Genomic DNA, 23,250 nt, shown 5'->3' with positions numbered 1-23,250 from the left:
TCGTTATGGCAGGTAAACGCTGAAGGCCAGGGTGAACAGCAGGTAGATCAACAGCAGCAACAGGGCGGCGATCAGCACCGCCGCGACCACCCGGCCGCGGCGCAGGTAGACGATCGACAGCACCAGGAACAGGAAGGTGCTGAGGTAGAAGCTGATCCACTGGATGGCGGCCAGGTAGGCCACCGCCAGCACAGCGAAGATCAGCGTGCGGCGGGGAAAATGCGCGCGGCGGAACTGGCCGAAGGCATCCAGCCAGCCGCTGCAATCGGGCCTGGCCTTGGCCAGCGTCTCGGCACCGATCTTCAGCGCCGCCAGCAGCATCACCAGGCCGACGCCGAGGGGGAAGGCGCCTGGCGAGTTGGCCGAACTGAAGCCGGCGATCTGGTAGGCCAGATAGAGGATGGCCAGGCTGAAGACCAGCAGCAGCACGCAGAAGCTGCGTTCGCCGACCAGCATTTTTTCTGTCTTGTTCATGCGCTTGCTCCGACAGGCTGGGGAACCGCGACGCGGTCCGGATACGGGTGGTCGTCAGGCCGCGTGGGCCAGTCGCGCTCGCAGCGCAGCGCGCGGCGGCAGCTGACGGCCAAGGCAGGCGAGAACGGCAAGGGCAGCGGGCGACGGGGAGGCGCGGCCGTCGAGCGCGAGGCTGGAGGAGTGGGCAACGACCGGCGCGGTTGCGGGGGTTGCCGGGGCACGCAGGTGCAGGGGCTGTGACATGGCAATCGACCTTTTTATATTTATTGGCTACTGAGTTTTCGAAGTCGGATGGCAGCAGGCAGAAAACGACTTCGCTTCAGGGCGTGCTCGAAATAGTGGGCCGACCCCCTGGCCATTTCAATTCGCCAAACCGGGTTCTGTTCGATAACCGAACAAGAACGAACCGGTTAGTACATTCGTCGTGGCGTGGGCAGTATCGCCCGTCTGCCGATTCTCATCCAGCCTGGGGCTCGCCTCCGGTGGTCGCTGTCTCCTAGAATCGCGGCAAATTCAGCAGGGATCCCCCATGGCCGGCAGTCAGATCGAACGCGCGCTCAGCCTCCTCGAAAGTCTCACCCGCGACGCCCGCGGCCTGCCCATGCAGAGCCTGGCCGACGAGCTGGACATCCCCAAGAGCGCCACCCACCGCATGCTCGCCGAGCTGATCCGCCTCGGCTACGTGCGCCAGGACGCGCAGACCAGCCGCTATCGGCTGTCGACCAAGCTGGTGGCGCTGGGCTTTCGCTACCTGGCCAGCAGCGGCGCCGACGTGGTGCAGCCGATCCTCGACCGCCTCGCCGAGGATAGCGGCGAGCTGGTGCGCCTGGGGGTGATCGACGGCGAGCGGCAGACCTGGATCGCCAAGAGCCAGGGCGCCCGCTCCGGTCTGCGCTACGACCCGGACATGGGGCGCGATGCGCCACTGTTCTACACCGCCTCCGGGCATGCCTGGCTGGCCAGCATGGGCGATGAGCAGGCGCTGGCGCTGGTGGCGCGCCAGGGCATCGCCGACCCGGCCGAGTTCGGCCCCAACGCGCCGCGCAGCGAGCAGGAGCTGCTCGAACGCCTGGCCCTGGCCCGCGAGAAGGGGTACGCCTGGGTGGTGGAGAGCGCCTCGCTGGGCACCTCGGCGCTGGCCGCGGTGGTGCGCCATCCGCTGGACGGCCGGGTGATTGGCGTGCTCAGCATCGCCGGGCCCAGCGCGCGCCTGCCGCTGGCGCGCCTGCACGAGCTGGCGCCGCAGCTGCTGGCCGCCGCCGCAGAACTGTCCGCCGCCAGCCCGGCTTCCGAACTGTTCGCCTGAGCCCCCTCGCGGCGGGATACCCGCCCTGCGCCTCGTCTGGACCTAGGGTGGATCGCGCTTTACCGATCCACCGTTTTGGCGGATGTGAACAGCGACATCCGCCCTACGAACTGGCATCGGGCAGGCTGTGGGAGGGGCTTCAGCCGCGACGGACGCCTGTTGTTGTCGCCGCTGAAGCGCCTCCCACACGAGCTGCCGCCGATCGGTAGCCCGGATGCAATCCGGGAGTGACCATCGCCCCGCATCTTCCCCGCCGACTACCGACCAAAGGCAATCCTCCGCCGTCATTTTCGTCTTGCGAATTTTTTGGAACTGAGTTCTAAATTAAAAAAAGAGGTCAGCCCCTGGCCTTCCGCTTCGACGACAAGAGGATCGCCCGCGTGACTTCTCCCCTGCGTATCGCCCTGATCGGCGCTGGCGTCATGGGCCGCCAGCACTTGCAGCACCTGCGCCAGCTGCCCGAGGCGCAGCTCTGCGCCATCGCCGATCCCGGCCCGCAGGCCGCCGAGTTCGCCGCGCAGTGCGGCGTGGCGCATTTCGCCCAGCACCGGCAAATGCTCGCCGCGGCGCGCCCCGAGGCGGCGATCATCGCCAACCCCAATGCCCTGCACGTCGCCACCGCGCTGGACTGTCTCGCCGCCGGGGTGCCGGTGCTGCTGGAGAAACCGGTGGGCGTGCACCTGGACGAGGTGCGCGAGCTGGTCGCCGCCAGCCGCGCCAGCGGCGTGCCGGTGCTGGTCGGCCATCACCGCCGGCACAACCCGCTGATCGTGCGCGCCCGCGAGCTGATCGAGGCGGGCGCGCTCGGCCGCCTGACCACCGTCACCGCGCTGTGGCAGCTGCGCAAGCCCGACAGCTACTACGCCATCCCCTGGCGCCGCGAGGCCGGCGCCGGGCTGCTGCTGACCAACCTGATCCACGACCTCGACCTGCTGCGCCACCTGTGCGGCGAGGTGCGCCAGGTGCAGGCCTTCACCAGCAACGGCGTGCGCGGCTTCGCCAACGAGGACAGCGCCGCCATCCTGCTGCAGTTCGCCAGCGGTGCCCTGGGCAGCCTGACCGGCTCCGACGCGGTGGCGGCGCCCTGGAGCTGGGAGCTGGATTCCGGCGAGAACCCGGTCTACCCGCGCCAGGCCGAGCAGCCCTGCTACCTGCTGGCCGGCACCGCGGGCGCGCTGAGCATCCCCCAGCTCAAGCGCTGGCACTACGCCGAGGCCGGCGCCGGCTGGCACGAGCCGCTGCTGCAGGTGCAGGAGCCGTTCGCCGCCGGCGAGGCGCTGCGTCGTCAGCTGCAGCATTTCCTCGAGGTCACCCGCGGCCAGGCCGCGCCGCTGGTCGGCGCCGAGGACGCCGGGCGCACCCTGGCGCTGGTCGAAGCCATCCGCCAGGCCGCCGAATCCGGTCGCGCCTGCGCCCCGCAGATCGTCTGAAGAGTAGAGTCCATGAGCCAACGCATTTTCTCCCTGGCCGCCCTCACCGTGCTCGAGTTGTCGCCGCCGCAGATGGTCGAGGTGGCCGCCCGCGCCGGCTACAGCCACGTCGGCCTGCGCCTGGTGCCGGCCACGCCGGAGGAGCAGCACTTCCCCCTGCTGGCCGACGCCGGGCTGCGCGAGACCCGCCAGCGCCTGCGCGATACCGGTATCCGCGTGCTCGACGTGGAAATCCTGCGGCTGAAGCCCGAGACTCGCGTCGCCGAGTTCGAGGCCATCCTCGCCGCCGGCGCCGAGCTGGGCGCCAGCGAGCTGCTGGTGGCCGGCAACGATGCGGACGAGGCGCGCCTGACCGCCAACTTCGCCGCCCTGTGCGACCTTTCCGCGCCCTACGGCCTGCATCCGCACCTGGAATTCATGCCCTGGACCGACGCCCGCGACCTGCGCCAGGCGGCGCGCATCGTCGCCGCGGCGGACCGGGCCAACGGCTGTGTGCTGGTCGATGCCTTCCACTTCGACCGCAGCGCCTCGCGCCTGGCGGATCTCGCCGCGCTGCCGGCCGCGCGCCTGCGCTACGCCCAGCTGTGCGACGTGGCCGGGCCGCGCCCGGCCGACATGGCCGAGATCCTGCGCCAGGCGCGCAACGAACGGCGCTTTCCCGGCGACGGCGACTGCGACCTGCTCGGCCTGCTGCGCAGCCTGCCGGCGAACATCCCGCTGAGCCTGGAGATTCCCACCCGCCAGCTGCTGGAGCAGGGCGTCGGCGCGCTGGAGCGGGCGCAGCTGGCGCTGGACAAGAGCCGCACGCTGTTGGCGCGGTTGTAGCCGTGGCCGCCAGCCTGGACGGCGCGCCGGCGCGGCCGCTGGCCGGTATCGCCCTGGTGCTGCTGGCGACCTTGCTGTTCGCCAGCCACGACGCGCTGTCCAAATACCTGTCCGGCTTCTACCCGGTGGTCATGGTGGTGTGGGCGCGCTACCTGGTGCACAGCCTGCTGATGGCGGTCATCTTCCTGCCCCAATCGGGGCTGCGCGTACTGCGTAGCCGGCGTCCCGGCCTGCAGCTGCTGCGCGCGCTGTGCCTGGGCGCCACCAGCCTGCTGTTCACCAGCGGCCTGCTGTTCCTGCCGTTGGCCGAGGCCACTGCGGTGAATTTCCTCGCCCCGCTGCTGGTCACCGCGTTGTCCGTGCCGCTGCTCGGCGAGGCGGTCAGTCGCGGCCAGTGGGCGGCCGTGCTGGCCGGTTTCGCTGGGGTGCTGATCATCGTCCACCCCGGCGGCGCGCTGTTCACCCCGGCGGTGCTGCTGCCGCTGGCCTCGGCGCTGTGCTTCAGCCTCTACCAGTTGCTGACGCGCAAGCTCAGCGAGAGCGACAGCGCCACCACCAGCAACTTCTTCGCCGGGCTGTGCAACACGCTGCTGATGAGCGCCTTGGTGCCGTTCTTCTGGCAGCTGCCGAGCCTGGCGCACGCCCTGTGGATGCTGGCGCTGGGCGGCTGCGGCATGGCCGCGCACCTGTTCCTCACCCAGGCCTTTCGCCACGCGCCGCCGGCGCTGCTGGCGCCCTTCGGCTACGGCCAGATCGTCTTCGCCGGCCTGCTCGGCGCGCTGCTGTTCGGCCATGTCCCGGACCTGGCCGGGCTGGTGGGCATCGCCCTGATCTGCCTGAGCGGGCTGGCGGCGGCCTGGCAGCAGCGCCGCGGCTGAACCGGCAACGTCGCGTTTAGCCGGCGGACTCGCTGCTGAGCCGACGCGGCGCCATCAGGTACAGCCACAGCAGGGCGAGGAAGTAGGTCGCCGGGATCGCGCTGAACAGCAGGGCATAGTTGTTGTGCGTCACCGTCAGCACGTAGCCGACGATCTGCGTCATGAACATGCCGCCGATGGCCGCGCACATGCCGCCGAAGCCGAACACGGTGCTCATCATGTGCTTGGGCGTGTAGTCCATCACCAGGCTCCAGATGTTCGCGGTCCAGGCCTGGTGCGCGCCCACGGCGAGGGCGATGGCCAGCACCGCGACCCACAGGCCGCTGGCGTTGGCGGCGAACACCACGCTGACGATGGTGCAGGCGAACAGCAGCATGGACAGCAGGCGTGCGGTGGTGGCGCGCATGCCGCGGCCGATCAGCCAGGACGAGAGGATGCCGCCGCCGATGCTGCCGAAGTCGGCGGTGAGCCAGATCAGGATCAGCGGGATGCCCATCTGGGTGACGCTGATGCCCAGGTCGTACTGCTCGTTGAGGAAGGGCGGCAGCCAGTAGAGGTAGAACCAGAACACCGGGGCGGTGATCGCGTAGGCCAGGGCGAAGGCCCAGGTGCCGCGCATGCGCAGGATACGCGCCAGGGCGACCTTGCTCGGCTCGGGTTCGACCTCCTGCTGGATGTACGCCAGCTCGCTGCGCTTGAGGCTGGGGTGATCTTCCGGGTTGAAGTACTTCAGGGCCCAGAACACCAGCCAGACCAGGCCGAGCAGGCCCATGCTGACGAATGCCGTCTGCCAGCCCCAGACATGCAGGATCAGCGGCAGCAGCGCCGGGGTGACCATGGCGCCGACGTTGGTGCCGGCGTTGAAGATGCCGGTGGCGATGGCGCGCTCGCCGGCCGGGAACCAGATGCGCGTGGTCTTGACGCAGGCCGGGTAGTTGGCCGCCTCGGTCAGGCCGAGGATGAAGCGGCAGATCATGAAGCCGACCGCCGAGGTGGCCAGGCCGTGGGCACCGGTGGCCAGGCTCCAGAGCAGCACCGCGAGGAAGAACGCGCGCTTCACCCCGACCTTGTCGATGAAGCGGCCCTGCAGCAGGAAACCCACCGCATAGCCGACCTGGAACCAGAAGTTGATGTTGGCGTAGTCCATCGCCGTCCAGCTCATCTCCTCGGCCAGTACCGGCTGCATGATGCCGAGGGCGGCGCGGTCGATGTAGTTCAGGGTGGTGGCGAAGAACACCAGGGCGAGCATGCCCCAGCGCGTCTTGCCGACGGCCATGGCGCCGCGGATCTTGTCGCCGATTCCGCCTTGGCCAAGGCCGGCGGCGGGCAGGGTGGTGCTGGGGGAGTGGTTCATCGGCATGGCCATCCATTCGGTGACTGGACGTGCGCCAGTCGGACTAGGAGTCGGGCATGTGGGCGGGCGGACGGGGTGCCGCGGGCGCCACGCTGCGGGTATCGGCGCCACCGGGGGCGCGCGGGATTGCCGGTCTGGCAGGGGCGAGCGGTCAGCCGTGGGCCGCTGGGCGTCGCAGGCGTGGCTGCGGGGCGCTGTCGGCGCGCGCGAGGGCAGGCAGGGAAGGGCAGGCGAATACGGCAGTGACTATGAACATCGTAGGAACCCGAATCTTGAAATTGTTATGGCACAACGCTGTCGGCGCGCGCCCGTGGGCGGCGCGCCTGTCGTCAGGCACGGGGGTGGCTGGCACCGGCCGGCTGGCGATTCGCTGGAGATGGTGCGCAGCGGGCATGCCCAGGGTCAATTCGCCAAGCCGGCTTCTGTTCGATAAACGCACGGAAAACTAACCGGTTCGTACATTTAGGTTTGCCGCGCCGTGCGACTGCGCCAATAATCCTTTCACCCTGACTGGCACCTGGTCGGCGGGTGCATGGGTCGTGCGGCCAGCGCCGCAGCCCCCGGCACCGCGCCGCCGCTGAGCGCCGGCGTCCCCAACCAGGAGTTGCAGCATGCAGCGTTCGATTGCAACCGTCTCCCTGAGCGGTACCCTGCCGGAAAAACTCGAAGCCATCGCCGCCGCCGGCTTCGACGGCGTGGAGATCTTCGAGAACGACCTGCTCTACTACGACGGCAGCCCCAGCGAGATTCGCAAGCGCTGCGCCGACCTCGGCCTGGCCATCACCCTGTTCCAGCCGTTTCGCGACTTCGAGGGCTGCCGGCGCGACCGCCTGGCGCGCAACCTCGACCGCGCCGAGCGCAAGTTCGACCTGATGCAGGAACTCGGCACCGACCTGGTGCTGGTGTGCAGCAACGTCGCCGCCGACTCCCTGGGCGACGAGGAGATCCTGGTCGACGACCTGCGCCTGCTCGCCGAGCGCGCCGGCGCGCGTGGCCTGCGCATCGGCTACGAGGCCCTGGCCTGGGGCCGCCACGTCAACACCTACCAGCAGGTGTGGAAGCTGGTGCGCCAGGCCGACCACCCGGCGCTGGGGGTGATCCTCGACAGCTTCCACACCCTGTCGCTCAAGGGCGACCCGGCGGCCATCGCCGAGATTCCCGGCGACAAGATCTTCTTCGTGCAGATGGCCGACGCGCCGCTGCTGGCCATGGACGTGCTGGAGTGGAGCCGGCATTTCCGCTGCTTCCCGGGGCAGGGCGAGTTCGACCTGGCCGGCTTTCTCGCGCCTATCCTGCGCACCGGCTACCGCGGCCCGCTGTCGCTGGAGATCTTCAACGACGGCTTCCGCGCCGCGCCGCCGCGGCAGAACGCCGCCGACGGCCTGCGCTCGCTGCTCTATCTGGAAGAGAAGACCGCCAAGCGCCTGGACAAGGAAGGCCTGGCGATCGAGCCCGGCGTGCTGTTCACCCCGCCGGCGGCCAGCCGTTACGACGGCGTGGAGTTTCTCGAATTCGCCGTCGACGAGGCGGTCGGCGCGCGCCTGGCCGGCTGGCTGGAGCGCCTGGGCTTCGCCCGCGCCGGCCAGCACCGCTCCAAGGACGTCAGCCTGCTGCGTCAGGGCGATATCAATATCGTGCTCAACGCCGAGCCCTATTCCTTCGCCCACAACTTCTTCGAGGCCCATGGCCCGTCGCTGTGCGCCACCGCGCTGCGGGTGAAGCACGAGGCCGCCGCCCTGCAGCGCGCCTGCGACTACCGCGGCCAGCCCTATCGCGGCCTGGTCGGCCCCAACGAGCGGGAAATCCCCGCGGTGCGCGCCCCCGACGGCAGCCTGATCTACCTGGTGGAGCAGGCCGGCGCCGGGCAGACCATCTACGACACCGACTTCAAGCTGGACCCGAACGCCGTGGCCGCCGGCGGCCTGCAGCGCATCGACCACATGGCCCTGGCGCTGCCGGCCGAGTCGCTGGACAGCTGGGTGCTGTTCTACAAGAGCCTGCTGGACTTCGAGGCCGACGACGAGGTGGTGCTGCCCGACCCCTACGGCCTGGTCAAGAGCCGCGCGCTGCGCAGCCGCTGCAGCTCGGTGCGCCTGCCGCTGAACATCTCGGAGAACCGCAACACCGCCATCGCCCACGCGCTTTCCAGCTACCGCGGCTCCGGCGTGCACCATATCGCCTTCTCCTGCGAGGACATCTTCGCCGAGGTGGCGCGGGCCAAGGAGGCCGGCGTGCCGCTGCTGGAAATCCCGCTGAACTACTACGACGACCTGGCCGCGCGCTTCGACTTCGACGACGAGTTCTTGAGCGAGCTGGCCTACTACAACGTGCTCTACGACCGCGACGCCCAGGGCGGCGAGCTGTTCCACGTGTACACCGAGCCGTTCGAGGAGCGCTTCTTCTTCGAGGTCATCCAGCGCAAGAACGGCTATGTCGGTTATGGTGCGGCCAACGTCGCGGTGCGCCTGGCGGCCATGGCCAAGGCGCGCAGCGGCGCGGCCAAGCGTCCGCGGCTGTGAGCGCAGGGGGCCGGCTTCCCAGCGCCCCGGCCGCCACGGATAATCCGCCCATTCCAATAAGAAGCCGTGAGTCCGTATGAGCGATACCGCAGAGAGCCTCGCCACCCCCGCCACCGAGGCGGCGCGCAAGGGGCGCAAGAACAACCCGGAGAAGACCCGCGAGAGCATCCTTCTGGCGGCGGTCGACGAGTTCGTCCGCCACGGCCTGTCCGGCGCGCGGGTCGACGCCATCGCCGAGCGCACCCACACCTCCAAGCGGATGATCTACTACTACTTCGCCAGCAAGGAGCAGCTCTACCTGGCGGTGCTGGAGAAGCTCTACGGCGATATCCGCAACACCGAGGCGCGGCTGCACCTGGGCGAGCTGACGCCGCCGGAAGCGATCCGCCGGCTGATCGAGTTCACCTTCGACCACCACGACCGCAACGTCGACTTCGTGCGTATCGTCAGCATCGAGAACATCCATCACGGCGAACACATCACCCGCTCCGAGGTGATCCCGACGCTGAACAACTCGGTGCTCGAGGCCATCGCCGACATTCTCCGCCGCGGCGAGGCCGAGGGGCTGTTTCGCAGTGGCCTGAACCCGCTGGACATCCATATGCTGATCAGCTCGTTCTGCTTCTACCGGGTGTCCAACCGCCACACCTTCGGCACCATCTTCCAGATCGACCTGTCCGCCGAGGACAACAAGCAGCGCCACAAGCAGGTGATCTGCGAATCGGTGCTGCGCTATATGCAGGCCTGAGACGGGGGCGCCGTGCGCGCCAAATTCGCCACTGCCAGGGTGCGCACATGGCACACCCCGTGCGGTTTGGCATCGCTCAGTAAAAAAGGGCCCGCAGGCCCTTTCTATTGTTCGCCGCTCGCCTAGAAACTGGCGAAATGCGCCAGCATGCGCTGGGCATCGGCCTGCCGGCCGCTGAACAGCTCGAACGCCTTGACCGCCTGGAACACCGCCATATTGCCGCCGTCCAGGGTCTGGCAGCCGAGGGCGCGGGCGTCGCGCAGCAGCTCGGTCTCCAGCGGGAAGTAGACGATCTCCGCCACCCACAGCGCCGGGCGCAGCAGCGCCTTGGGCACCGGCGTGCCGGGCAGCTTGGCCATGCCCATCGGGGTGGTGTTGACCAGACCGTCGGCCACCGCCATGGCGGCCGCCAGGTCGCTGCCGGCCAGGGCGCGGCCGGCGCCGAAGTGCTGGTTGAGGTTGTCCGCCAGGGCCTGCGCGCGCGCCGGCTCGACGTCGAAGAGGCTCAGTTGCTCGACCCCTTCGCTGAGCAGCGCATGGGCCACCGCGGCACCGGCGCCGCCGGCGCCCATCTGCACCACGCGCTGGCGCGCCACGCCCGGCAGGCCGCGGCGCAGGCCCTCGGCGAAGCCCAGGCAATCGGTGTTGTGGCCGACGCGCTTGCCGTCCTTGAGCACCACGGTATTGACCGCGCCGATGCCGCGCGCCTCGTCCGACAGCTCGTCGAGCAGCGGGATGATCGCCTGCTTGCAGGGGAAGGTGATGTTCAGCCCGGTGAAACCCATGCGCTCGGCGGCGCCGAGCAGCTCGGGCAGGGCGCCGCTGTCGAGGCCGAGCTGGTCCAGGTCGATCAGCCGGTAGAGGTAGCGCAGGCCCTGGGCGTCGCCCTCGCGTTCGTGCATGGCCGGCGTGCGCGAGCCCTGGATGCCGGCCCCGATCAGGCCGGCGAGGATGCTGGATGTGGCGGAGGACATGGCGTTATCCCTTGAGCAACTGGCTGAAGTATTGCAGCCCCAGGCGATAGCCCTGGCTGCCGAGACCGCAGATCACCCCGACGGCGATCGGCGAAACGAAGGAGTGATGGCGGAAGGCCTCGCGCTTGTGCACGTTGGACAGGTGCACCTCGAGCACCGGCAGCTCGCTGGCCACCAGGGCGTCGCGAGTCGCCACCGAGGTGTGGGTCCAGGCCGCCGGGTTGATCAGGATGCCGGCGCAGCGCCCGCGCGCCTTGTGAATCCAGTCGAGCAGCTCGCCTTCATGGTTGGTCTGGCGAAACTCGATGGCCAGGCCGCACTCGGCCGCGGTGTCGGCGCACAGCCGGGAGATGTCGGCGAGGGTCTCATGGCCGTAGGTGGCCGGTTCGCGGGTGCCGAGCAGATTCAGGTTGGGGCCGTTGAGCACCAGGATGCAGGGAGACATAGGGGGCGATCTCTTGTTGTTGTGGCAACGGGCGATAAGTCGTGTCGGAAAAATGTACTAACTAGTTAATACGGTCAATCGAGCGGATCGCTTGCGCTGGCCAACGGCAGCCGGGGAAAGCTCGGTGGAAACGCTGCAGGCCAGCAATGGCGGGGCTTGCAGCCAGATGGCGGGGAGTAAGGGCGGGCGGCGAAACTGGGCGATTACCGGCCGGGCGCTGGGGCGAGGGGCGGGGATTGGCAGCGAGCAGGCAATAAAAAAGCCGGCTTGTGGCCGGTGTATTATTGTTGTATCTCATTGATTTTATAAGATTTTATATTTATAAATTACTTTGACCCACACTTTGACCCACACTCTGGTGGGTCGCTGCCCTGGGGCGATGATTTCAGATGGCTCTTGGGCTCATCTCTCTATGCTTGAATACGGCGGCGTCGATGGCCTCTTGGATTACACGCAGGTGTTCCTCTGCAAGAGGCGTTGCAGCGGCTTCTTCCTCGGGGGATAGCGCAGGGAGTGTTTCCTTTAGGTAGGCCTCCCACTGCGCAAGCTGTTTTATGCAATGGCGCAGCTGCTTCCAGGTTTCATCAATGCGGATCTTGGCTAACTCTTGTTCAAGCTTGCGTGCGTTGCGTATGGCTTTCATTGCCTGAGATTCGTGCCTGGCTTCCTCTTTGTTAATGGAAACCTGTTTAGAGGCTACCTCGATCAGGCTTTCAATCACGCCTGTTTCAGTAATTTTGTGTCTTTTTGCCAAGGTCTTGAGCTTTGCCTTGGTTGCTTTGGGGAGGGTGAAGGAGCACGTCTGCCGGCCACCCTCTGTCGCTCGATAGCGCCGTTGCCGGATGGCATTTCTCAGTCGCTGAATGAGCTTTACGCCTTCGGCCTCTTTTTCTAGGGCATGGATCGATCTGACAAGCGAGCTGAAAATCGTCGCGGCCATCAGGCTGAGCTTGTCCTTGAGTCGATCAGGGCAGTGTTTGGACAGATAGTTCGCGGCCCACTGCCACTCTTCATGATCATCCTCATTGAGCCAGCTCGGCTTGCCTTCAGTCCTCGCCATCCACCTCTCTCCTCTTACTGAGCTCCACCACCATGCCGTGGGCGCTCGCTATGCCAAGCCTGTTAACAGAAAAGATAACTGATGTGTTAGCTGATGTGAATTATGAGGTGTTAACTGATTTGTTAATTAGCATGTTAAATGCATCGTTAACGGTCTTGTTAACTGAATTAACTGTTCTGATAAAATAGGGTATAAAATCTCAATTTCTATTTTTGGATTAAGATTTTTACGGCCATGATAGCTCTATCAGATATAGAAGCAGATGCAGAGGCACGGTTTTTTTTGCAGGCTTTTGTTTGTCGGAATGACGTCAGTCTGGACGTGCCTTACAAGATCAAGCCTGTAGCGAAGCAACTCTGTCTGACGGAAAGGTTTGTCTGGGATGCTTCGCAAGAGCTGGTCAGGGCTGGGCTTCTGAAGAAGTGCAAGCAGGACGGCAGGGTTGGGCGTCCTGATGTCAGCTACGTAGCCTCAGAAAACTTGCTTAGAGTGCTCGTCAAGGCAGACCCAGAATTCACTCATCGCGAGCTGATGCTTCGTCTTTTTCTTGAACCGGAGATTCACGCAGTTAGGGACGGTGAAACGACGGCATCGACAGGGCATGAGGAAAAGCCACCCCGTACTGCGACACGCAAAGACGGTCGGCCTGCAGCTCCTGGTGCCAAGGGGCGGTTGGGGGCTGCTACCCGGGTTTTATTAGCGGCCCTTCTCAGTGAGGCTGACGAGTGCGGTGTAGTGGCCGGGCTTGGAGGGCCTAGGCTCAGGGCTATGACTGGTCTCGACACCTTATCGATCAAGCATCAATTGAAGCGTCTTTTGAGCTTGGGGTTCGTTAGGAGCTATATGCCGGGGTTGTCGCATGGGGTCTTCGTTGGCTCAAAGGTAACGAGCATCTACTACCTAAACCTGGATCACCCGCAGCTTCGTTTGAGACAGAGGGAACGGGGGGTAGTGGTATACGTAACGCATGGGCCGGGCAGATACGACATACTCGGCGCGGCAATGCCGACGACAGAGGCGCTAAATGCGCTGAAGCCAAAGCAAGGACAAAAGCCTTATGTGCTGGATCTGCTCTATCACAAGCTGGCAAGCCATACGTCGTATCTGCTGACGGCTATTTGGTCAGATCCAGAATGCGACCTGGGTGATGCGAAAGCGGAAATTTCCAAAAGGATTGCTGAAGAGCTGGGCGGTCCGTTGACCGTTAATTCTGATCGGACTGCGTACGCTGGTTGGGGAGGCTTGAGGGAAAGTTTCCAGGCCGAGGCTTGCCGGTGGGCGGAAAGCATCCACAAGGGGTTGCGCCGTATGAAAGTCTGGCCAGGATACAAGCCCCACCTGGTTCGGCTCATTCCAGCTCCGGTGAGAAAGGATGGCCTCAGCATTGTGTCGCTGGTTGTTCATCCCGCACCGAGAGATAACAACATATGCCTTTGGGTATGGGACGTACGCGGTGGGAGGGTTGACTCGTATGTCCGTGAGGATGCGCTGGACTCGGCCCTTCGCTATGACGTAAGGCTTTTGACCAGGGCCCCCTAGGCGAGCAACAGGCAGGTCATTTTATACGGCCCTCGCAGATCCTCTGGGACATACAGAGGAGCCCTGCTGATGCGAATTTTCCGCTTACAAGACGTGATCACTGCTACTGGCCTGTCTAGGTCGACCCTGTACAAGTACATCTCGGAAGGCACCTTCCCGAAACCGGTATCGTTGGGCGACCGATGCGTCGGCTGGGTCGATAGCGAGGTGCACGACTGGATCCTGGCCAGGATTGAGGAGCGTGACCAGGCTGAGGGTGCTGCTACGCGCCCGATTGGCCACCTGAGTATGGCCGGCTAGAACCGCTCCTGCGCCATGATCAGCTTCGGCTGGTCATGGCGCTTATGCCGTCGTTCAGTCACTGGCTGTGCGGCCTCGCATGGCAAGTCGTGGCGGTGTCGCTCCCGCCGCCCCGACAGCCTCTTCGATATCTGGCTCAGGCCTCTTCAGCTTGATTTATTTCCGAAATCCGAACTCGGCAAAAATTGCCGCTATGGCGGGACGATTGAGGTGGCTTTGCCCGAGCAGCTCGGCGAAGGAAATTGCGGTGCGGGTATTATGCTTTTACTAGCTATTACCCCCCGAAGGGTTCACGCCTAACCGAGTAGCAACCTTCACTGACCTACACAGGGAGTCGGACACTGATCCACCATCTGAGAGGCCAACACTACAGCGTGTCCAGAGAGACCAACCAACGGATCAGGCGAGCAAGGTAGCGGTTAAAAAGTACACAGTAGACAAAAGGTTATGAAACTCCACCAACGAGAGGTCATAACCATGCTCAACGATACCGACACCATCCAACGCTACCCGCTTCGTCATCCAGCCAATACCAATCTGCATCTTCACTACGACGACACCTTTGAGGGCTTCCGCTTGATGCGTGACAAGGGGCCTTTCATTCGTGAGCACCTGTCCGATCTCAAGCGCACCATAGACCTGGCATTAGCTGAGTATCCGAGGGTCTTAGCCTTCAGAGTTGACCTCCACTTGCCTCAAGGCGTCCTGCTACCTGACTACGCCTATACGAACCAGGTCATCAGCCGATTCTTCGAATCGTTTACGAAGAAGATCCAGTACCACCAGGAACGAGTGGCTGATCGTGGCTATTCGCGTGGCTGCAAAGTACGGTACGTCTGGTCGAGAGAAATAGGTCAGGCAGGCCGGCAGCATTATCACCTGCTGATCCTGTTGAACCGCGATGCCTATTACACCCTGGGGCTGCTGCGCTCAGAGAGGGTCAACATGATCAGCCGGATAGAAGAGTCATGGGCCAGTGCACTGCGGTTGTCGAAGCATGAGGTCGACGGGCTGGTACATATCCCCGACAATCCAACGTATCGGATAGATCGGCATCCCCGTATGCGGAAGGTTGCATGGTCAGAACACAAGGTTCTTGTTGATGAGCTACCGGATCTGTTCCACCGGGCCAGCTACCTGTGTAAGAAAGCGACCAAGTCCTACGGGGATCGTCAGCGAGGATTCGGTACCAGTCGAGGGTAGTGGCTAGTTCGCCTTTGCGACCATTAACTCAGACCAGCGAGTGGTGTAGGCGGGGGATAGCAGTTTTCTTCGCATAGCCCACTCGACTGGCTTGGCGATGCGTCCTGGCTGCAGCGTTCCACGTCCTCAGCAGTTTTTGATAGCTTCCATGGGGCACAGGATCATTTTCACATGCCAATGCTCGTTCCTTTATCATCCATGCACTTTGCATGGATGGTGGGCCTAAAGGCCCCCTGTGCCGCCTTGGCAGCAGTGATCGGAACAGCCCTATATGAACGCCGTAGAAATCGAACAAGCCATCACCGACCTGGCCAGCCAGCCGTTTGACCGGGTCGAGTTCCCTTATGCCTTCCTGCAGGCTTTCGGTAACAAGGAAACCACCCTCAAGCGCCTGCGTTCGGGTGCAACCAATAAGTCCGATCTGGGCGGCGTACTGCAGACCAGCAATATCCATTTGGCTGTGTGTGAGCCAGGCAAGGTCACCGAAACCCTGGCGGCACTGAAGGCCAGCCCCGCGACGGCCCGTGCCAAGGCTAAATATGTGCTCGCTACCGATGGCGAGACGCTGGAAGCTGAGGAGCTGGAAAGCGGCGAGACGGTCGCCTGCGACTACCCGCAGTTTCCTCTTGTGTCAGCTCACCGCTCGTTACCTATCTGGATGGCGAATGCAATCTGCGCTCAGTCGAGTTGCACCTGCACCCACCCTGTCAAGTTGGGCTAGCGGTTAGCTGTAGCCTACTTACCGCCAGACCGGCATTATCTGGGATGGGGCAATTCGATGTGAAAGCCCGTGAGGCTAGCCGCTGAGGTGCACCAGATGCGGCCTTTGTGAGCCTCAATGATGGATCGGGTGATTGCAAGCCCGAGCCCGGCGTTGCTCGGGCTGCCCTCCCGCCGAGCGGGGTCAACCCGGTAAAAACGGTCGAAGAGCTTCTCTAGATGCTCTGAGCTGATTGTGTCCCCTGGGTTCTCGATACTGAAGGTAGTGGAGTCCTCTGTCTCGCGGATCAGAACCGAAATTGTCTGTCCCGCCGGCGTGTAGCGCAGCGCATTGGACAGCAAGTTGGATAGCGCGCGATCAAGCATCAGCCGATCTCCCAGCACTTGGCCTTTGCCTGTGAGCGATAGCTCAATGCCGCGCTCTTCGGCCAGAAGGTGGTAGTAGTCAAACAGCTTGAAGACTACGTCAGCCAGTTCGATCCTGGCCTGCTCGGGGATGATCAGGCCATTATCAGCCTTGGCCAAGAACAGCATGTCATCAATCATCCGAGACATGCGCTTCAAGTCCTCCAGGTTGGAGTACAGATTCTCCTCATAGGCATTGATATCGCGTTTTTTACTCAGCACGACCTCGGTGTGGGTCATCAGATTGCTGACTGGAGTTCGTAGCTCGTGGGCAATGTCGGCCGAAAAATTGGAGAGCCTAACGAAGGCATCCTCTAGCCGAGCCAACATCGCATTGAAGGAGAGAACCAGTTGCTGAAGTTCCCGCGGCACTGGTTCGAGAGGGATTCGCTCCTGTAACGAGCGAGCGGACATCCCGGAGGCCACATGAGTGACTTGCCGCAGAGGCCTAAGGCCGCTGCGAGCAACCACCCAGCCGAGTGCGGCACTGAACAGGGCGCTGATGACCAATCCAATCCAAAACCATCGTTGCAGCGTGTCGAAAAAGTGTGTGTGATTGGTGACGTCAAGAATCAGCAACGCAGTGAGCGGCTCAGCCTGATCGGCTACCGAGATTTGCTCCGTCATGCCACGGTACATGTGTTGGCCGTTCTGCCACTCCCACATGCTCTGCTCATTTGCACGTCTGAAACGCTCAGGTACTTCGACTGCTCTGGGGTCGGAAAACAGTACAGAACCGTCACTGGCCAGGATAGTGGCGGCCAGATCCTGATGGGCTCCCAGCAAAGCTCGCAACTGCGGTAATTCTTCCGAAAGGCTCGCTTCACCGCGAGCATTGTTGAGGATATGTTTGGCGGATTCGAGTTTCTCCACCAGGGCCTGCCGATCCAGCATCTTGAAGTGGTGCTGGCTGAGCATATTGAAACTCAGCCCTGCTACCGTCAGGACTGCAATTACCGCGGACATGAACATCAGGCTCATGCGTGCGGTCAGCGAAAGGTGCTTCATATTCACTCCGGAGCATCCATCATGTATCCCATGCCGCGGGCGGTATGAATCAGCTTGAGATCGAAATCGTCATCGATTTTTGCGCGTAGCCGGCGTACCGCAACCTCAATGACATTGGTGTCGCTGTCGAAATTCATGTCCCAAACCTGAGAGGCAATCAGCGACTTCGGGAGCACCTCGCCGCGCCGGCGCAGTAGCAGTTCCAGCAGTGAAAACTCCTTCGCGGTCAGGTCAATTCTTTTCCCGCCACGGATCGCACGCCGCTTCATCAGATCGACTTCCAGATCGGCAATTTTCATGGTGGTCTGCGTCGGCGAACCATTACCTCTGCGCAACAGCGTTCTGACCCTGGCCAGAAGCTCTGAGAAAGCAAATGGCTTGATCAGGTAGTCGTCCGCACCCAGCTCCAACCCTTTTACGCGGTCTTCCACACCATCGCGTGCCGTCAAGAACAGTACGGGGACGTCTTTTCCTGCTGCGCGCAACATGCGCAGCACTTCCCAACCGTCCAGCCCAGGCATCATTACATCCAGAATTAGCAGGTCATAGGCTTCGCTAAGTGCATGCTGAAGGGCATCTGTACCGGTCATAACCCGGTCGACATTGAACCCAGCCTCGGTGAGACCTTGCTGGAGGTACGTACCGGTTTTGGGTTCGTCTTCAGCTACCAGTAGTTTCATGTGTGCAGACTCCAAAAGTCGGGTGGCCTGAGTTTGCAGGCAAACCGCGGCCCCAACCAGAAGCTTACGAAAATGTAATTCTGACTTCAGCTCACTGACAGGGTGGCTTGTCTAGGGTGCAAGCATGAGTACTAGGTTGTGCTCTCGGCCCTCGACAGACCAAAAGCAGAGGTGCCGGCCATAGTTTGCACTGATGGAGACTGCCCATGAAATCGCTGAAACCTTTGCTTCTGGTTGGTTCGCTACTGCTGTCTTCCATGGCTTGGGCCGAAGGGGGCAGCGACCGTGTATTCGAGCGCATCCAGCAGATGCGCGACAAAGCAGAAGCCGTGCTGATCCAGGCGGAGAAGGCCCCGGTCGGCGAGCGGCATGTGCACATGAAGGAGCATATGAACATGCTCGAAGACATCATGAGCCAGCTGCACAACGAACATCCCGCGCCAAACATGTCTGCCGAAGAGCATCTGGCCTGGATGGAAAAGCATGACAAGCTGGTAGACGACGTGCTGGCTCAAATGATCCGCGAGCACAAGCTAATGATGGCCGACAAAGAGTGCCATCGATAAGGATTTTCCCATCTTCCAGGCCTTCCGTGATTGCTCCTTTGGCCTAGCGGCGCCTTTATGGCGCCGTGCTTTTTCCCAGCTGACGCAATTGTAGTTTTGGGGTCAGCGGCCTGGCAGCAAGCGGGGAATAGCATGAGATTTCCAGCACCCATCTCGAGGTCTCACCATGAAACGCTTACCCCTTAAACTGCTGATCAGCACTCTGTTCATCAGCACCACCTTTCCGGCATTTGCCGAGGTCGGCGGCAGTAGCAATGGCATTGGGCAGCAGGCCCAGGCGACGCCAGCGACTCGTACCATCTTGGTAAAGATGGACGACATCAACTACAGCCAGAAAACGATCGATGTGAAGCCAGGTGAAACCGTGCGCTTCGTTCTGAAGAACGAGGGCGCGTTGATGCACGAGTTCAACATCGGGCAGGCAGCGTCCCAGCTGGAGCACCAGCGAAAGATGGCGTCCTTGTTCAAGGACGGCACACTGACCCCGACCGGCATGGCCGAGCGCATTGTCTGGCATGAGCGTTATGGCATGGGAGACTCCAACCCTCCAGGCTATCCGGAAGTCATCAAAGCCAAGCATGACGACCCGAACGCGGTTCTCGTCGAGCCCGGCACAACCAAAGAGTTCGTGTGGACCTTCCCTAAGGCGGGCAGTTTGAGCTTCGCCTGTACATTGCCTGGGCATTACCAGGCGGGGATGGTCGGTGAGTTTGCTCTGCGTTAGTCCGGCATCGGTGCTACCCGTTGGCCGCGAGCTGGGTAGCACCGATCTGACGAACCTTACTGCGATGTAGTTTTCACGTCAGCGTACCGCCAGCTGCACCTCATTAGCATCGGGACTCATCCCTCCTCAACACCTCAGAGGCACACCATGAAACTCAGACCCGCTTTCATAATCACCACCCTTGGCTTGCTGCTCAGTGCTGCCAATGCGCTGGCCAGCCCGGGCCACAAGAAAGACAGTATTGGGCAACCGGGAGACGGTCAGGCAGTAGATCGCACCATCGAAGTCCGGATGGGGGACATCTTCTTCGAACCCAAAGCAATGGAGATCAAAGCAGGCGAGACAGTTCGCTTCGTCCTGAAAAATGACGGTGCACTGCTACACGAATTCAATCTTGGCAAAGCGGCATCCCATGCCGCGCACCAGAAAGAGATGGCCGCGATGTTTCAGAACGGCACGCTGTCCCCTACAGGTGCACATGACATGAGCAATATGGGCCATGCCATGGGCGGCATGAAGATGGTCGGTATGGAACACGATGACCCCAACAGTGTTCTTGTCGAACCTGGAGCACGCGAAGAGTTGATCTGGACCTTCTCCGCCGCCACCGAACTGGAGTTCGCCTGCAATATTCCAGGACATTATCAGTCGGGAATGGTCGGTAAGGTGACCGTACGCTGACGTTTATTGATACTCGCCAACTCCGTCCAGTCTGAGACACCTATAGTGATCCGGCCGCCATTGAAACGAGGCTATTGTCATGGACCATACCCATCACACCAGTACCACTGAGCCGCCTTTTTGGAAGAGCAAGATTGGCATTGCGCTGATCATGCTGGCCGTAATCGGCATCTTCTATGTAGCGCGTGAGCATTACGGTCATCTTTCGCAGGCCCTGCCGTACCTCATCCTGCTGCTATGCCCGCTGATGCATCTGTTTGGCCACAATCACGGCGGGCACTCCCACTCCAGCAGCACCGCTGTTTCCAAGGACGAAGAAAGGACATAGATCGCATGCAAAAGACCTCCTGCCATCATGACCAGGATCATTCACATAACTCGCACGCCCACTCCGAGAGCCAGCGCGACCCGGTGTGTGGCATGGAGGTCAAACCTGATGGCCCTTATCGCGGGAGCTTTGAAGGGAAGGCCTATCATTTCTGCAGTGCGAAGTGCCTAGAGAAATTCCAAGCAGATCCTCATCAGTACATGAGCCATCAGTCTCATGGGGAGCATCACCAGCACGCGACTCCAGCACCCACATCGACACCTGTAGGTGCTGAATACACCTGCCCGATGCATCCAGAAATCCGTCAACCGGCTCCCGGAAACTGCCCGATCTGCGGGATGACGCTGGAACCTGTCATCCCGGAGCTGGAAGAGGAGGAAAATCCAGAGCTGAAGGACTTCTCGCTGCGGTTCTGGTGGACCCTACCGTTGACCGTCATCGTGACCGTATTGGCGATGGCCGGCCATTCCTTGCAACTGTTTCATGGCACGACCCAGAACTGGGTCGAGCTGGCTCTGGCGACGCCCGTGACGCTATGGGGTGGCTGGGTATTCTTCACCCGCGGCATTGACTCCATCCGCCACCGCAGCCCCAACATGTGGACCCTGATCGGTTTGGGAACGGCCGCTGCCTACCTCTACAGCGTGGCCGCTACCTTGGTTCCGCAGTGGTTTCCGGCGGCTTTTGCCCAGGACGGACGTATCGGCGTCTATTTTGAAGCAGCCGCGGTGATTATCTCACTCACGCTGTTGGGCCAAATGCTCGAACTCAAGGCCCGCTCGCAGACTTCGGCAGCCATCAAGTCACTGCTGAGGCTGGCACCAAAGACTGCGCGTCGCATCAAGCCCGATGGCCAGGAAGAAGATATTCCGCTGACACATGTCCATCAGGGCGACCACCTACGTGTCCGGCCGGGAGAGAAAGTCCCGGTGGACGGTACGGTTCTAGAGGGGGAGAGCGCCGTCGACGAGTCGATGCTTACCGGAGAACCGTTACCCGTGACCAAGCGGGTAGGGGATGCCCTTATCGGTGCCACCCTGAACACCCACGGCAGCCTGGTGATGGAGGCGCAGAAGGTCGGTGCCGAGACCATGCTGTCGCAGATCGTTCAGATGGTGGCCAGAGCCCAACGTTCCAAGGCCCCCATGCAGCGTATGGCTGATGCGGTGGCAGGGTATTTCGTGGTCGGGGTGATCCTGATCGCGATTCTGACCTTCTTCGGCTGGGGGCTATTAGGGCCGGAATCAGGCTGGGTATTTGGCCTGATCAATGCGGTGGCGGTGCTAATCATTGCGTGTCCCTGCGCTCTGGGTCTGGCAACCCCGATGTCCGTCATGGTTGCGACTGGCAAGGCCGCTAGCAGCGGTGTGTTGTTCCGCGATGCCAGCGCCATCGAAAATCTATGCAAGATCGACACGCTCATCGTCGACAAGACTGGAACCCTGACTGAGGGGCGTCCCGTATTTCATAGTGCGGAAGGGACAGGCGGTTACGACTCCAATGAAGTGCTGCGCCTGGCTGCTAGTCTCGACCAGGGTAGTGAGCACCCGCTGGCTCATGCCATCGTCGATCATGCGCGCGGTCAGGGCATTGCACTGGTCAAACCGGACACTTTCGAATCTGGCTCGGGTATTGGTGTGCGCGGCCAGGTCGATGACCATCAGCTGCAGCTCGGCAACACCGCACTGATGGACGAGGCGGGCGTCGATATTACCCCGCTGCGCAATCGCGCCGAGCAACTGCGTCTGGAAGGCATCAGCATCATCTATTTGGCCGTTGATGGTCGCCTGGCGGGACTCCTGGCCGTTTCCGATCCGATCAAGCCTACTTCTCAACAGGCTGTCTCCAAGCTTCAAAGCGAAGACGTAAAGGTCATCATGGCCACTGGTGATGGCCTCACCACAGCAAGAGCCGTGGCGAAGCAGCTCGGAATCGAGGAAGTGCATGGTGAGGTCAAACCGCAGGATAAGGAGAAACTGGTCGCCGATTTGCAGGGCTATGGCCGTCGTGTCGCCATGGCGGGTGACGGCATCAACGATGCGCCCGCCCTGGCCAGGTCTGACGTAGGTATCGCCATGGGCACCGGTACCGATGTGGCGATGAACAGCGCCCAAGTGACGCTGGTCAAGGGAGATCTGATGGGCATCCTGCGAGCGCGCACCCTGTCAGTGGCAACCGTGAAAAATATGAGGCAGAACCTCGCCTTTGCGTTCCTCTACAACGCGATGGGAATCCCGCTAGCAGCGGGGCTGCTGTACCCGCTGACGGGGCATCTTCTGTCGCCCTTGATTGCTGCGCTGGCGATGAGTGTCAGCTCGGCGTCGGTGGTCTTCAATGCTCTGAGGTTGAAATCAACGGACATCGGATAGGCTTCCATACCACCGACCAGGTGATTATTCAGAAGCGCATCTGACCGGAAAATGCCGTACGGTAGTTTCCGGTCCGACCTATCTGTCGCAACACATACGGGCTTGACCTTGCCATCGTGTCAAGGTCGATGCTGTCCGTGCGGTAACTTGAGCCGCGGACGAAATGAGGTGAAAGACATGTTTAGTCTGAGTGTTGCGGGGATGGGCTGTGGCAGTTGCGTGAGCAAAATCACGAAGGCCATTCAAGCTCTGGATCAGGATGCACGAGTAGAAGTGGATCGAGCGGCCGGCAAGGTCACCGTTGAGAGCACAGAAAGTGCCGAATCGATCCGCGAACTCATCCAGGAGCTTGGCTATTCGGCCCAGGTCAGCGCTTGAGCGCTGACCTGCTATCCCACTAAATCTCCAGTTCTGAGAGCTCTTTTAGCCCTGGGATACTGGTGACCTCGTTGGTCATACCTTCTGAACCATCTCGGCCGCGAAGCCAGTTTGAGTGATCGCCTGGCTCGCGCATTTCCAGCGTGTCATAGGAGTACCGCTTGCGCTTGAACAGGCTTTTCAATGCAGCGAACTCGTGGCTTTTTTCGTCTTCTATGCCGACGACTTCTCCTGCAAGCCGCTCCCAGTGACCAACGCCGTCGGCCAGCATTGCCTGATAGGTCTCCGGGTCAAGCAAGGCTTGCTGTTTGAAATGAATGATGCGGTGAGTCATAG

The 23,250-nt window shown here is 62.3% G+C and carries 24 protein-coding genes and 1 pseudogene; 16 read left to right on the top strand and 9 right to left on the bottom strand.

What is annotated here, in order from left to right; genetic code table 11:
• Nucleotides 1-3 precede the first annotated feature (3 nt).
• Nucleotides 4-474 (bottom strand): tripartite tricarboxylate transporter TctB family protein, encoded by a 471-nt coding sequence (locus tag AC1G9C_RS21705; RefSeq protein ID WP_021444418.1) that lies wholly within the window; start codon nt 472-474, stop codon nt 4-6.
• Between the two features lie 529 nt (nt 475-1,003).
• Here AC1G9C_RS21705 and AC1G9C_RS21700 point away from each other — a divergent pair.
• The 4 genes from AC1G9C_RS21700 (at nt 1,004) to AC1G9C_RS21685 (ending at nt 4,913) form a co-directional block, all read left to right on the top strand.
• Nucleotides 1,004-1,780 carry an IclR family transcriptional regulator gene (locus AC1G9C_RS21700; RefSeq protein ID WP_480408742.1) on the top strand — a complete coding sequence of 259 codons (777 nt, stop codon included), beginning with the start codon at nt 1,004-1,006 and terminating at the stop codon, nt 1,778-1,780.
• 380 nt (nt 1,781-2,160) lie between these two features.
• The gene (locus AC1G9C_RS21695; protein WP_480408741.1) at nt 2,161-3,210 is read left to right on the top strand and encodes a Gfo/Idh/MocA family protein; all 1,050 of its coding nucleotides are present in this window, start codon (nt 2,161-2,163) and stop codon (nt 3,208-3,210) included.
• A 12-nt stretch (nt 3,211-3,222) separates the two neighbouring features.
• Complete coding sequence (locus tag AC1G9C_RS21690; protein ID WP_480408740.1) at nt 3,223-4,035, top strand: sugar phosphate isomerase/epimerase family protein; 813 nt, start codon at nt 3,223-3,225, stop codon at nt 4,033-4,035.
• 2 nt (nt 4,036-4,037) lie between these two features.
• Complete coding sequence (locus tag AC1G9C_RS21685; RefSeq protein ID WP_122108023.1) at nt 4,038-4,913, top strand: DMT family transporter; 876 nt, start codon at nt 4,038-4,040, stop codon at nt 4,911-4,913.
• A 16-nt stretch (nt 4,914-4,929) separates the two neighbouring features.
• Here AC1G9C_RS21685 and AC1G9C_RS21680 read toward each other — a convergent pair whose 3' ends face one another.
• Entirely contained in the window at nt 4,930-6,267 is a 1,338-nt protein-coding gene (locus AC1G9C_RS21680; RefSeq protein WP_480408739.1) for an MFS transporter, read from the bottom strand.
• A 611-nt stretch (nt 6,268-6,878) separates the two neighbouring features.
• On the opposite strand from AC1G9C_RS21680, the gene quiC reads away from it, so the two are divergent.
• Both quiC and AC1G9C_RS21670 read left to right on the top strand, forming a co-directional pair.
• The gene (gene quiC / locus AC1G9C_RS21675; RefSeq protein WP_480408738.1) at nt 6,879-8,786 is read left to right on the top strand and encodes a 3-dehydroshikimate dehydratase QuiC; all 1,908 of its coding nucleotides are present in this window, start codon (nt 6,879-6,881) and stop codon (nt 8,784-8,786) included.
• A 76-nt stretch (nt 8,787-8,862) separates the two neighbouring features.
• Nucleotides 8,863-9,534, top strand: coding sequence for a TetR/AcrR family transcriptional regulator (locus tag AC1G9C_RS21670; RefSeq protein ID WP_021445556.1), 672 nt, complete (start codon nt 8,863-8,865; stop codon nt 9,532-9,534).
• 122 nt (nt 9,535-9,656) lie between these two features.
• On the opposite strand, the gene AC1G9C_RS21665 is transcribed toward AC1G9C_RS21670, so the two are convergent.
• From AC1G9C_RS21665 to AC1G9C_RS21655, 3 genes are all read right to left on the bottom strand, one after another.
• A complete protein-coding gene (locus AC1G9C_RS21665; RefSeq protein WP_122108026.1) occupies nt 9,657-10,508 on the bottom strand; it encodes a shikimate dehydrogenase in 852 nt (283 codons plus the stop codon).
• A 4-nt stretch (nt 10,509-10,512) separates the two neighbouring features.
• Nucleotides 10,513-10,953 carry a type II 3-dehydroquinate dehydratase gene (aroQ, locus tag AC1G9C_RS21660; protein WP_480408737.1) on the bottom strand — a complete coding sequence of 147 codons (441 nt, stop codon included), beginning with the start codon at nt 10,951-10,953 and terminating at the stop codon, nt 10,513-10,515.
• Nucleotides 10,954-11,338: 385 nt separating this feature from the next.
• Nucleotides 11,339-12,013 (bottom strand): hypothetical protein, encoded by a 675-nt coding sequence (locus tag AC1G9C_RS21655; RefSeq protein WP_034019461.1) that lies wholly within the window; start codon nt 12,011-12,013, stop codon nt 11,339-11,341.
• A gap of 234 nt (nt 12,014-12,247) precedes the next feature.
• Between AC1G9C_RS21655 and AC1G9C_RS21650 the strand changes: the two genes are divergently transcribed.
• The 3 genes from AC1G9C_RS21650 to AC1G9C_RS21640 all read left to right on the top strand — a co-directional run bounded on the left by AC1G9C_RS21650 (nt 12,248) and on the right by AC1G9C_RS21640 (nt 15,055).
• Nucleotides 12,248-13,552 carry a hypothetical protein gene (locus AC1G9C_RS21650; RefSeq protein WP_034019463.1) on the top strand — a complete coding sequence of 435 codons (1,305 nt, stop codon included), beginning with the start codon at nt 12,248-12,250 and terminating at the stop codon, nt 13,550-13,552.
• A gap of 69 nt (nt 13,553-13,621) precedes the next feature.
• The gene (locus AC1G9C_RS21645; protein WP_034019465.1) at nt 13,622-13,852 is read left to right on the top strand and encodes a helix-turn-helix transcriptional regulator; all 231 of its coding nucleotides are present in this window, start codon (nt 13,622-13,624) and stop codon (nt 13,850-13,852) included.
• Between the two features lie 477 nt (nt 13,853-14,329).
• On the top strand, nt 14,330-15,055 hold the full coding sequence (locus AC1G9C_RS21640) for an inovirus Gp2 family protein (RefSeq protein ID WP_034019520.1): 726 nt from the start codon (nt 14,330-14,332) through the stop codon (nt 15,053-15,055).
• A gap of 3 nt (nt 15,056-15,058) precedes the next feature.
• Here AC1G9C_RS21640 and AC1G9C_RS21635 read toward each other — a convergent pair whose 3' ends face one another.
• Nucleotides 15,059-15,130, bottom strand: a complete 72-nt coding sequence (locus AC1G9C_RS21635; RefSeq protein WP_232961653.1) for a DUF4113 domain-containing protein — start codon at nt 15,128-15,130, stop codon at nt 15,059-15,061.
• Nucleotides 15,131-15,326: 196 nt separating this feature from the next.
• On the opposite strand from AC1G9C_RS21635, the pseudogene AC1G9C_RS21630 reads away from it, so the two are divergent.
• Nucleotides 15,327-15,680, top strand: a pseudogene (locus AC1G9C_RS21630) (type IIL restriction-modification enzyme MmeI); the annotation flags it as partial.
• Between the two features lie 131 nt (nt 15,681-15,811).
• On the opposite strand, the gene AC1G9C_RS21625 reads toward AC1G9C_RS21630, so the two are convergent.
• Both AC1G9C_RS21625 and AC1G9C_RS21620 read right to left on the bottom strand, forming a co-directional pair.
• The gene (locus AC1G9C_RS21625) at nt 15,812-17,188 is read right to left on the bottom strand and encodes a heavy metal sensor histidine kinase (RefSeq protein WP_012018612.1); all 1,377 of its coding nucleotides are present in this window, start codon (nt 17,186-17,188) and stop codon (nt 15,812-15,814) included.
• Nucleotides 17,189-17,190: 2 nt separating this feature from the next.
• Entirely contained in the window at nt 17,191-17,868 is a 678-nt protein-coding gene (locus AC1G9C_RS21620) for a heavy metal response regulator transcription factor (RefSeq protein WP_004374688.1), read from the bottom strand.
• 206 nt (nt 17,869-18,074) lie between these two features.
• On the opposite strand from AC1G9C_RS21620, the gene AC1G9C_RS21615 reads away from it, so the two are divergent.
• The 6 genes from AC1G9C_RS21615 (at nt 18,075) to AC1G9C_RS21590 (ending at nt 22,914) form a co-directional block, all read left to right on the top strand.
• Complete coding sequence (locus tag AC1G9C_RS21615; protein WP_003246763.1) at nt 18,075-18,434, top strand: co-regulatory protein PtrA N-terminal domain-containing protein; 360 nt, start codon at nt 18,075-18,077, stop codon at nt 18,432-18,434.
• 166 nt (nt 18,435-18,600) lie between these two features.
• The gene (locus AC1G9C_RS21610) at nt 18,601-19,158 is read left to right on the top strand and encodes a cupredoxin domain-containing protein (RefSeq protein ID WP_003139550.1); all 558 of its coding nucleotides are present in this window, start codon (nt 18,601-18,603) and stop codon (nt 19,156-19,158) included.
• Nucleotides 19,159-19,305: 147 nt separating this feature from the next.
• On the top strand, nt 19,306-19,839 hold the full coding sequence (locus AC1G9C_RS21605) for a cupredoxin domain-containing protein (protein WP_003246762.1): 534 nt from the start codon (nt 19,306-19,308) through the stop codon (nt 19,837-19,839).
• 79 nt (nt 19,840-19,918) lie between these two features.
• Nucleotides 19,919-20,167 carry a DUF2933 domain-containing protein gene (locus tag AC1G9C_RS21600; RefSeq protein ID WP_003246761.1) on the top strand — a complete coding sequence of 83 codons (249 nt, stop codon included), beginning with the start codon at nt 19,919-19,921 and terminating at the stop codon, nt 20,165-20,167.
• Nucleotides 20,168-20,172: 5 nt separating this feature from the next.
• Nucleotides 20,173-22,536, top strand: a complete 2,364-nt coding sequence (locus AC1G9C_RS21595; protein WP_172979187.1) for a heavy metal translocating P-type ATPase — start codon at nt 20,173-20,175, stop codon at nt 22,534-22,536.
• A 177-nt stretch (nt 22,537-22,713) separates the two neighbouring features.
• Nucleotides 22,714-22,914 carry a heavy-metal-associated domain-containing protein gene (locus AC1G9C_RS21590; RefSeq protein WP_003246756.1) on the top strand — a complete coding sequence of 67 codons (201 nt, stop codon included), beginning with the start codon at nt 22,714-22,716 and terminating at the stop codon, nt 22,912-22,914.
• Between the two features lie 19 nt (nt 22,915-22,933).
• Here the strand turns inward: AC1G9C_RS21590 and AC1G9C_RS21585 are convergent, their stop codons facing one another.
• Entirely contained in the window at nt 22,934-23,248 is a 315-nt protein-coding gene (locus AC1G9C_RS21585) for a hypothetical protein (protein ID WP_004374672.1), read from the bottom strand.
• Between the last annotated feature and the right edge of the window lie 2 nt (nt 23,249-23,250).

It is taken from the genome of Pseudomonas sp. ABa2 (assembly GCF_056676075.1).
Note: the sequence above shows the minus strand (reverse complement) of the source record. Positions and strands in the feature narration are given on the sequence as shown.

Bases quoted from the DNA above. Each gene is read 5' to 3' on its own strand.
- AC1G9C_RS21605 (WP_003246762.1), top strand. From the start codon at position 19,306: ATGAAACTCAGACCCGCTTTCATAATCACCACCCTTGGCTTGCTGCTC.
- AC1G9C_RS21640 (WP_034019520.1), top strand. From the start codon at position 14,330: ATGCTCAACGATACCGACACCATCCAACGCTACCCGCTTCGTCATCCA.
- AC1G9C_RS21595 (WP_172979187.1), top strand. From the start codon at position 20,173: ATGCAAAAGACCTCCTGCCATCATGACCAGGATCATTCACATAACTCG.
- AC1G9C_RS21645 (WP_034019465.1), top strand. From the start codon at position 13,622: ATGCGAATTTTCCGCTTACAAGACGTGATCACTGCTACTGGCCTGTCT.
- AC1G9C_RS21610 (WP_003139550.1), top strand. From the start codon at position 18,601: ATGAAACGCTTACCCCTTAAACTGCTGATCAGCACTCTGTTCATCAGC.
- AC1G9C_RS21600 (WP_003246761.1), top strand. From the start codon at position 19,919: ATGGACCATACCCATCACACCAGTACCACTGAGCCGCCTTTTTGGAAG.
- AC1G9C_RS21670 (WP_021445556.1), top strand. From the start codon at position 8,863: ATGAGCGATACCGCAGAGAGCCTCGCCACCCCCGCCACCGAGGCGGCG.
- AC1G9C_RS21625 (WP_012018612.1), bottom strand. From the start codon at position 17,188: ATGAAGCACCTTTCGCTGACCGCACGCATGAGCCTGATGTTCATGTCC.
- AC1G9C_RS21615 (WP_003246763.1), top strand. From the start codon at position 18,075: ATGAAATCGCTGAAACCTTTGCTTCTGGTTGGTTCGCTACTGCTGTCT.
- AC1G9C_RS21705 (WP_021444418.1), bottom strand. From the start codon at position 474: ATGAACAAGACAGAAAAAATGCTGGTCGGCGAACGCAGCTTCTGCGTG.
- quiC (WP_480408738.1), top strand. From the start codon at position 6,879: ATGCAGCGTTCGATTGCAACCGTCTCCCTGAGCGGTACCCTGCCGGAA.
- AC1G9C_RS21620 (WP_004374688.1), bottom strand. From the start codon at position 17,868: ATGAAACTACTGGTAGCTGAAGACGAACCCAAAACCGGTACGTACCTC.
- AC1G9C_RS21690 (WP_480408740.1), top strand. From the start codon at position 3,223: ATGAGCCAACGCATTTTCTCCCTGGCCGCCCTCACCGTGCTCGAGTTG.
- aroQ (WP_480408737.1), bottom strand. From the start codon at position 10,953: ATGTCTCCCTGCATCCTGGTGCTCAACGGCCCCAACCTGAATCTGCTC.
- AC1G9C_RS21665 (WP_122108026.1), bottom strand. From the start codon at position 10,508: ATGTCCTCCGCCACATCCAGCATCCTCGCCGGCCTGATCGGGGCCGGC.
- AC1G9C_RS21680 (WP_480408739.1), bottom strand. From the start codon at position 6,267: ATGAACCACTCCCCCAGCACCACCCTGCCCGCCGCCGGCCTTGGCCAA.
- AC1G9C_RS21590 (WP_003246756.1), top strand. From the start codon at position 22,714: ATGTTTAGTCTGAGTGTTGCGGGGATGGGCTGTGGCAGTTGCGTGAGC.
- AC1G9C_RS21655 (WP_034019461.1), bottom strand. From the start codon at position 12,013: ATGGCGAGGACTGAAGGCAAGCCGAGCTGGCTCAATGAGGATGATCAT.
- AC1G9C_RS21700 (WP_480408742.1), top strand. From the start codon at position 1,004: ATGGCCGGCAGTCAGATCGAACGCGCGCTCAGCCTCCTCGAAAGTCTC.
- AC1G9C_RS21585 (WP_004374672.1), bottom strand. From the start codon at position 23,248: ATGACTCACCGCATCATTCATTTCAAACAGCAAGCCTTGCTTGACCCG.
- AC1G9C_RS21650 (WP_034019463.1), top strand. From the start codon at position 12,248: ATGATAGCTCTATCAGATATAGAAGCAGATGCAGAGGCACGGTTTTTT.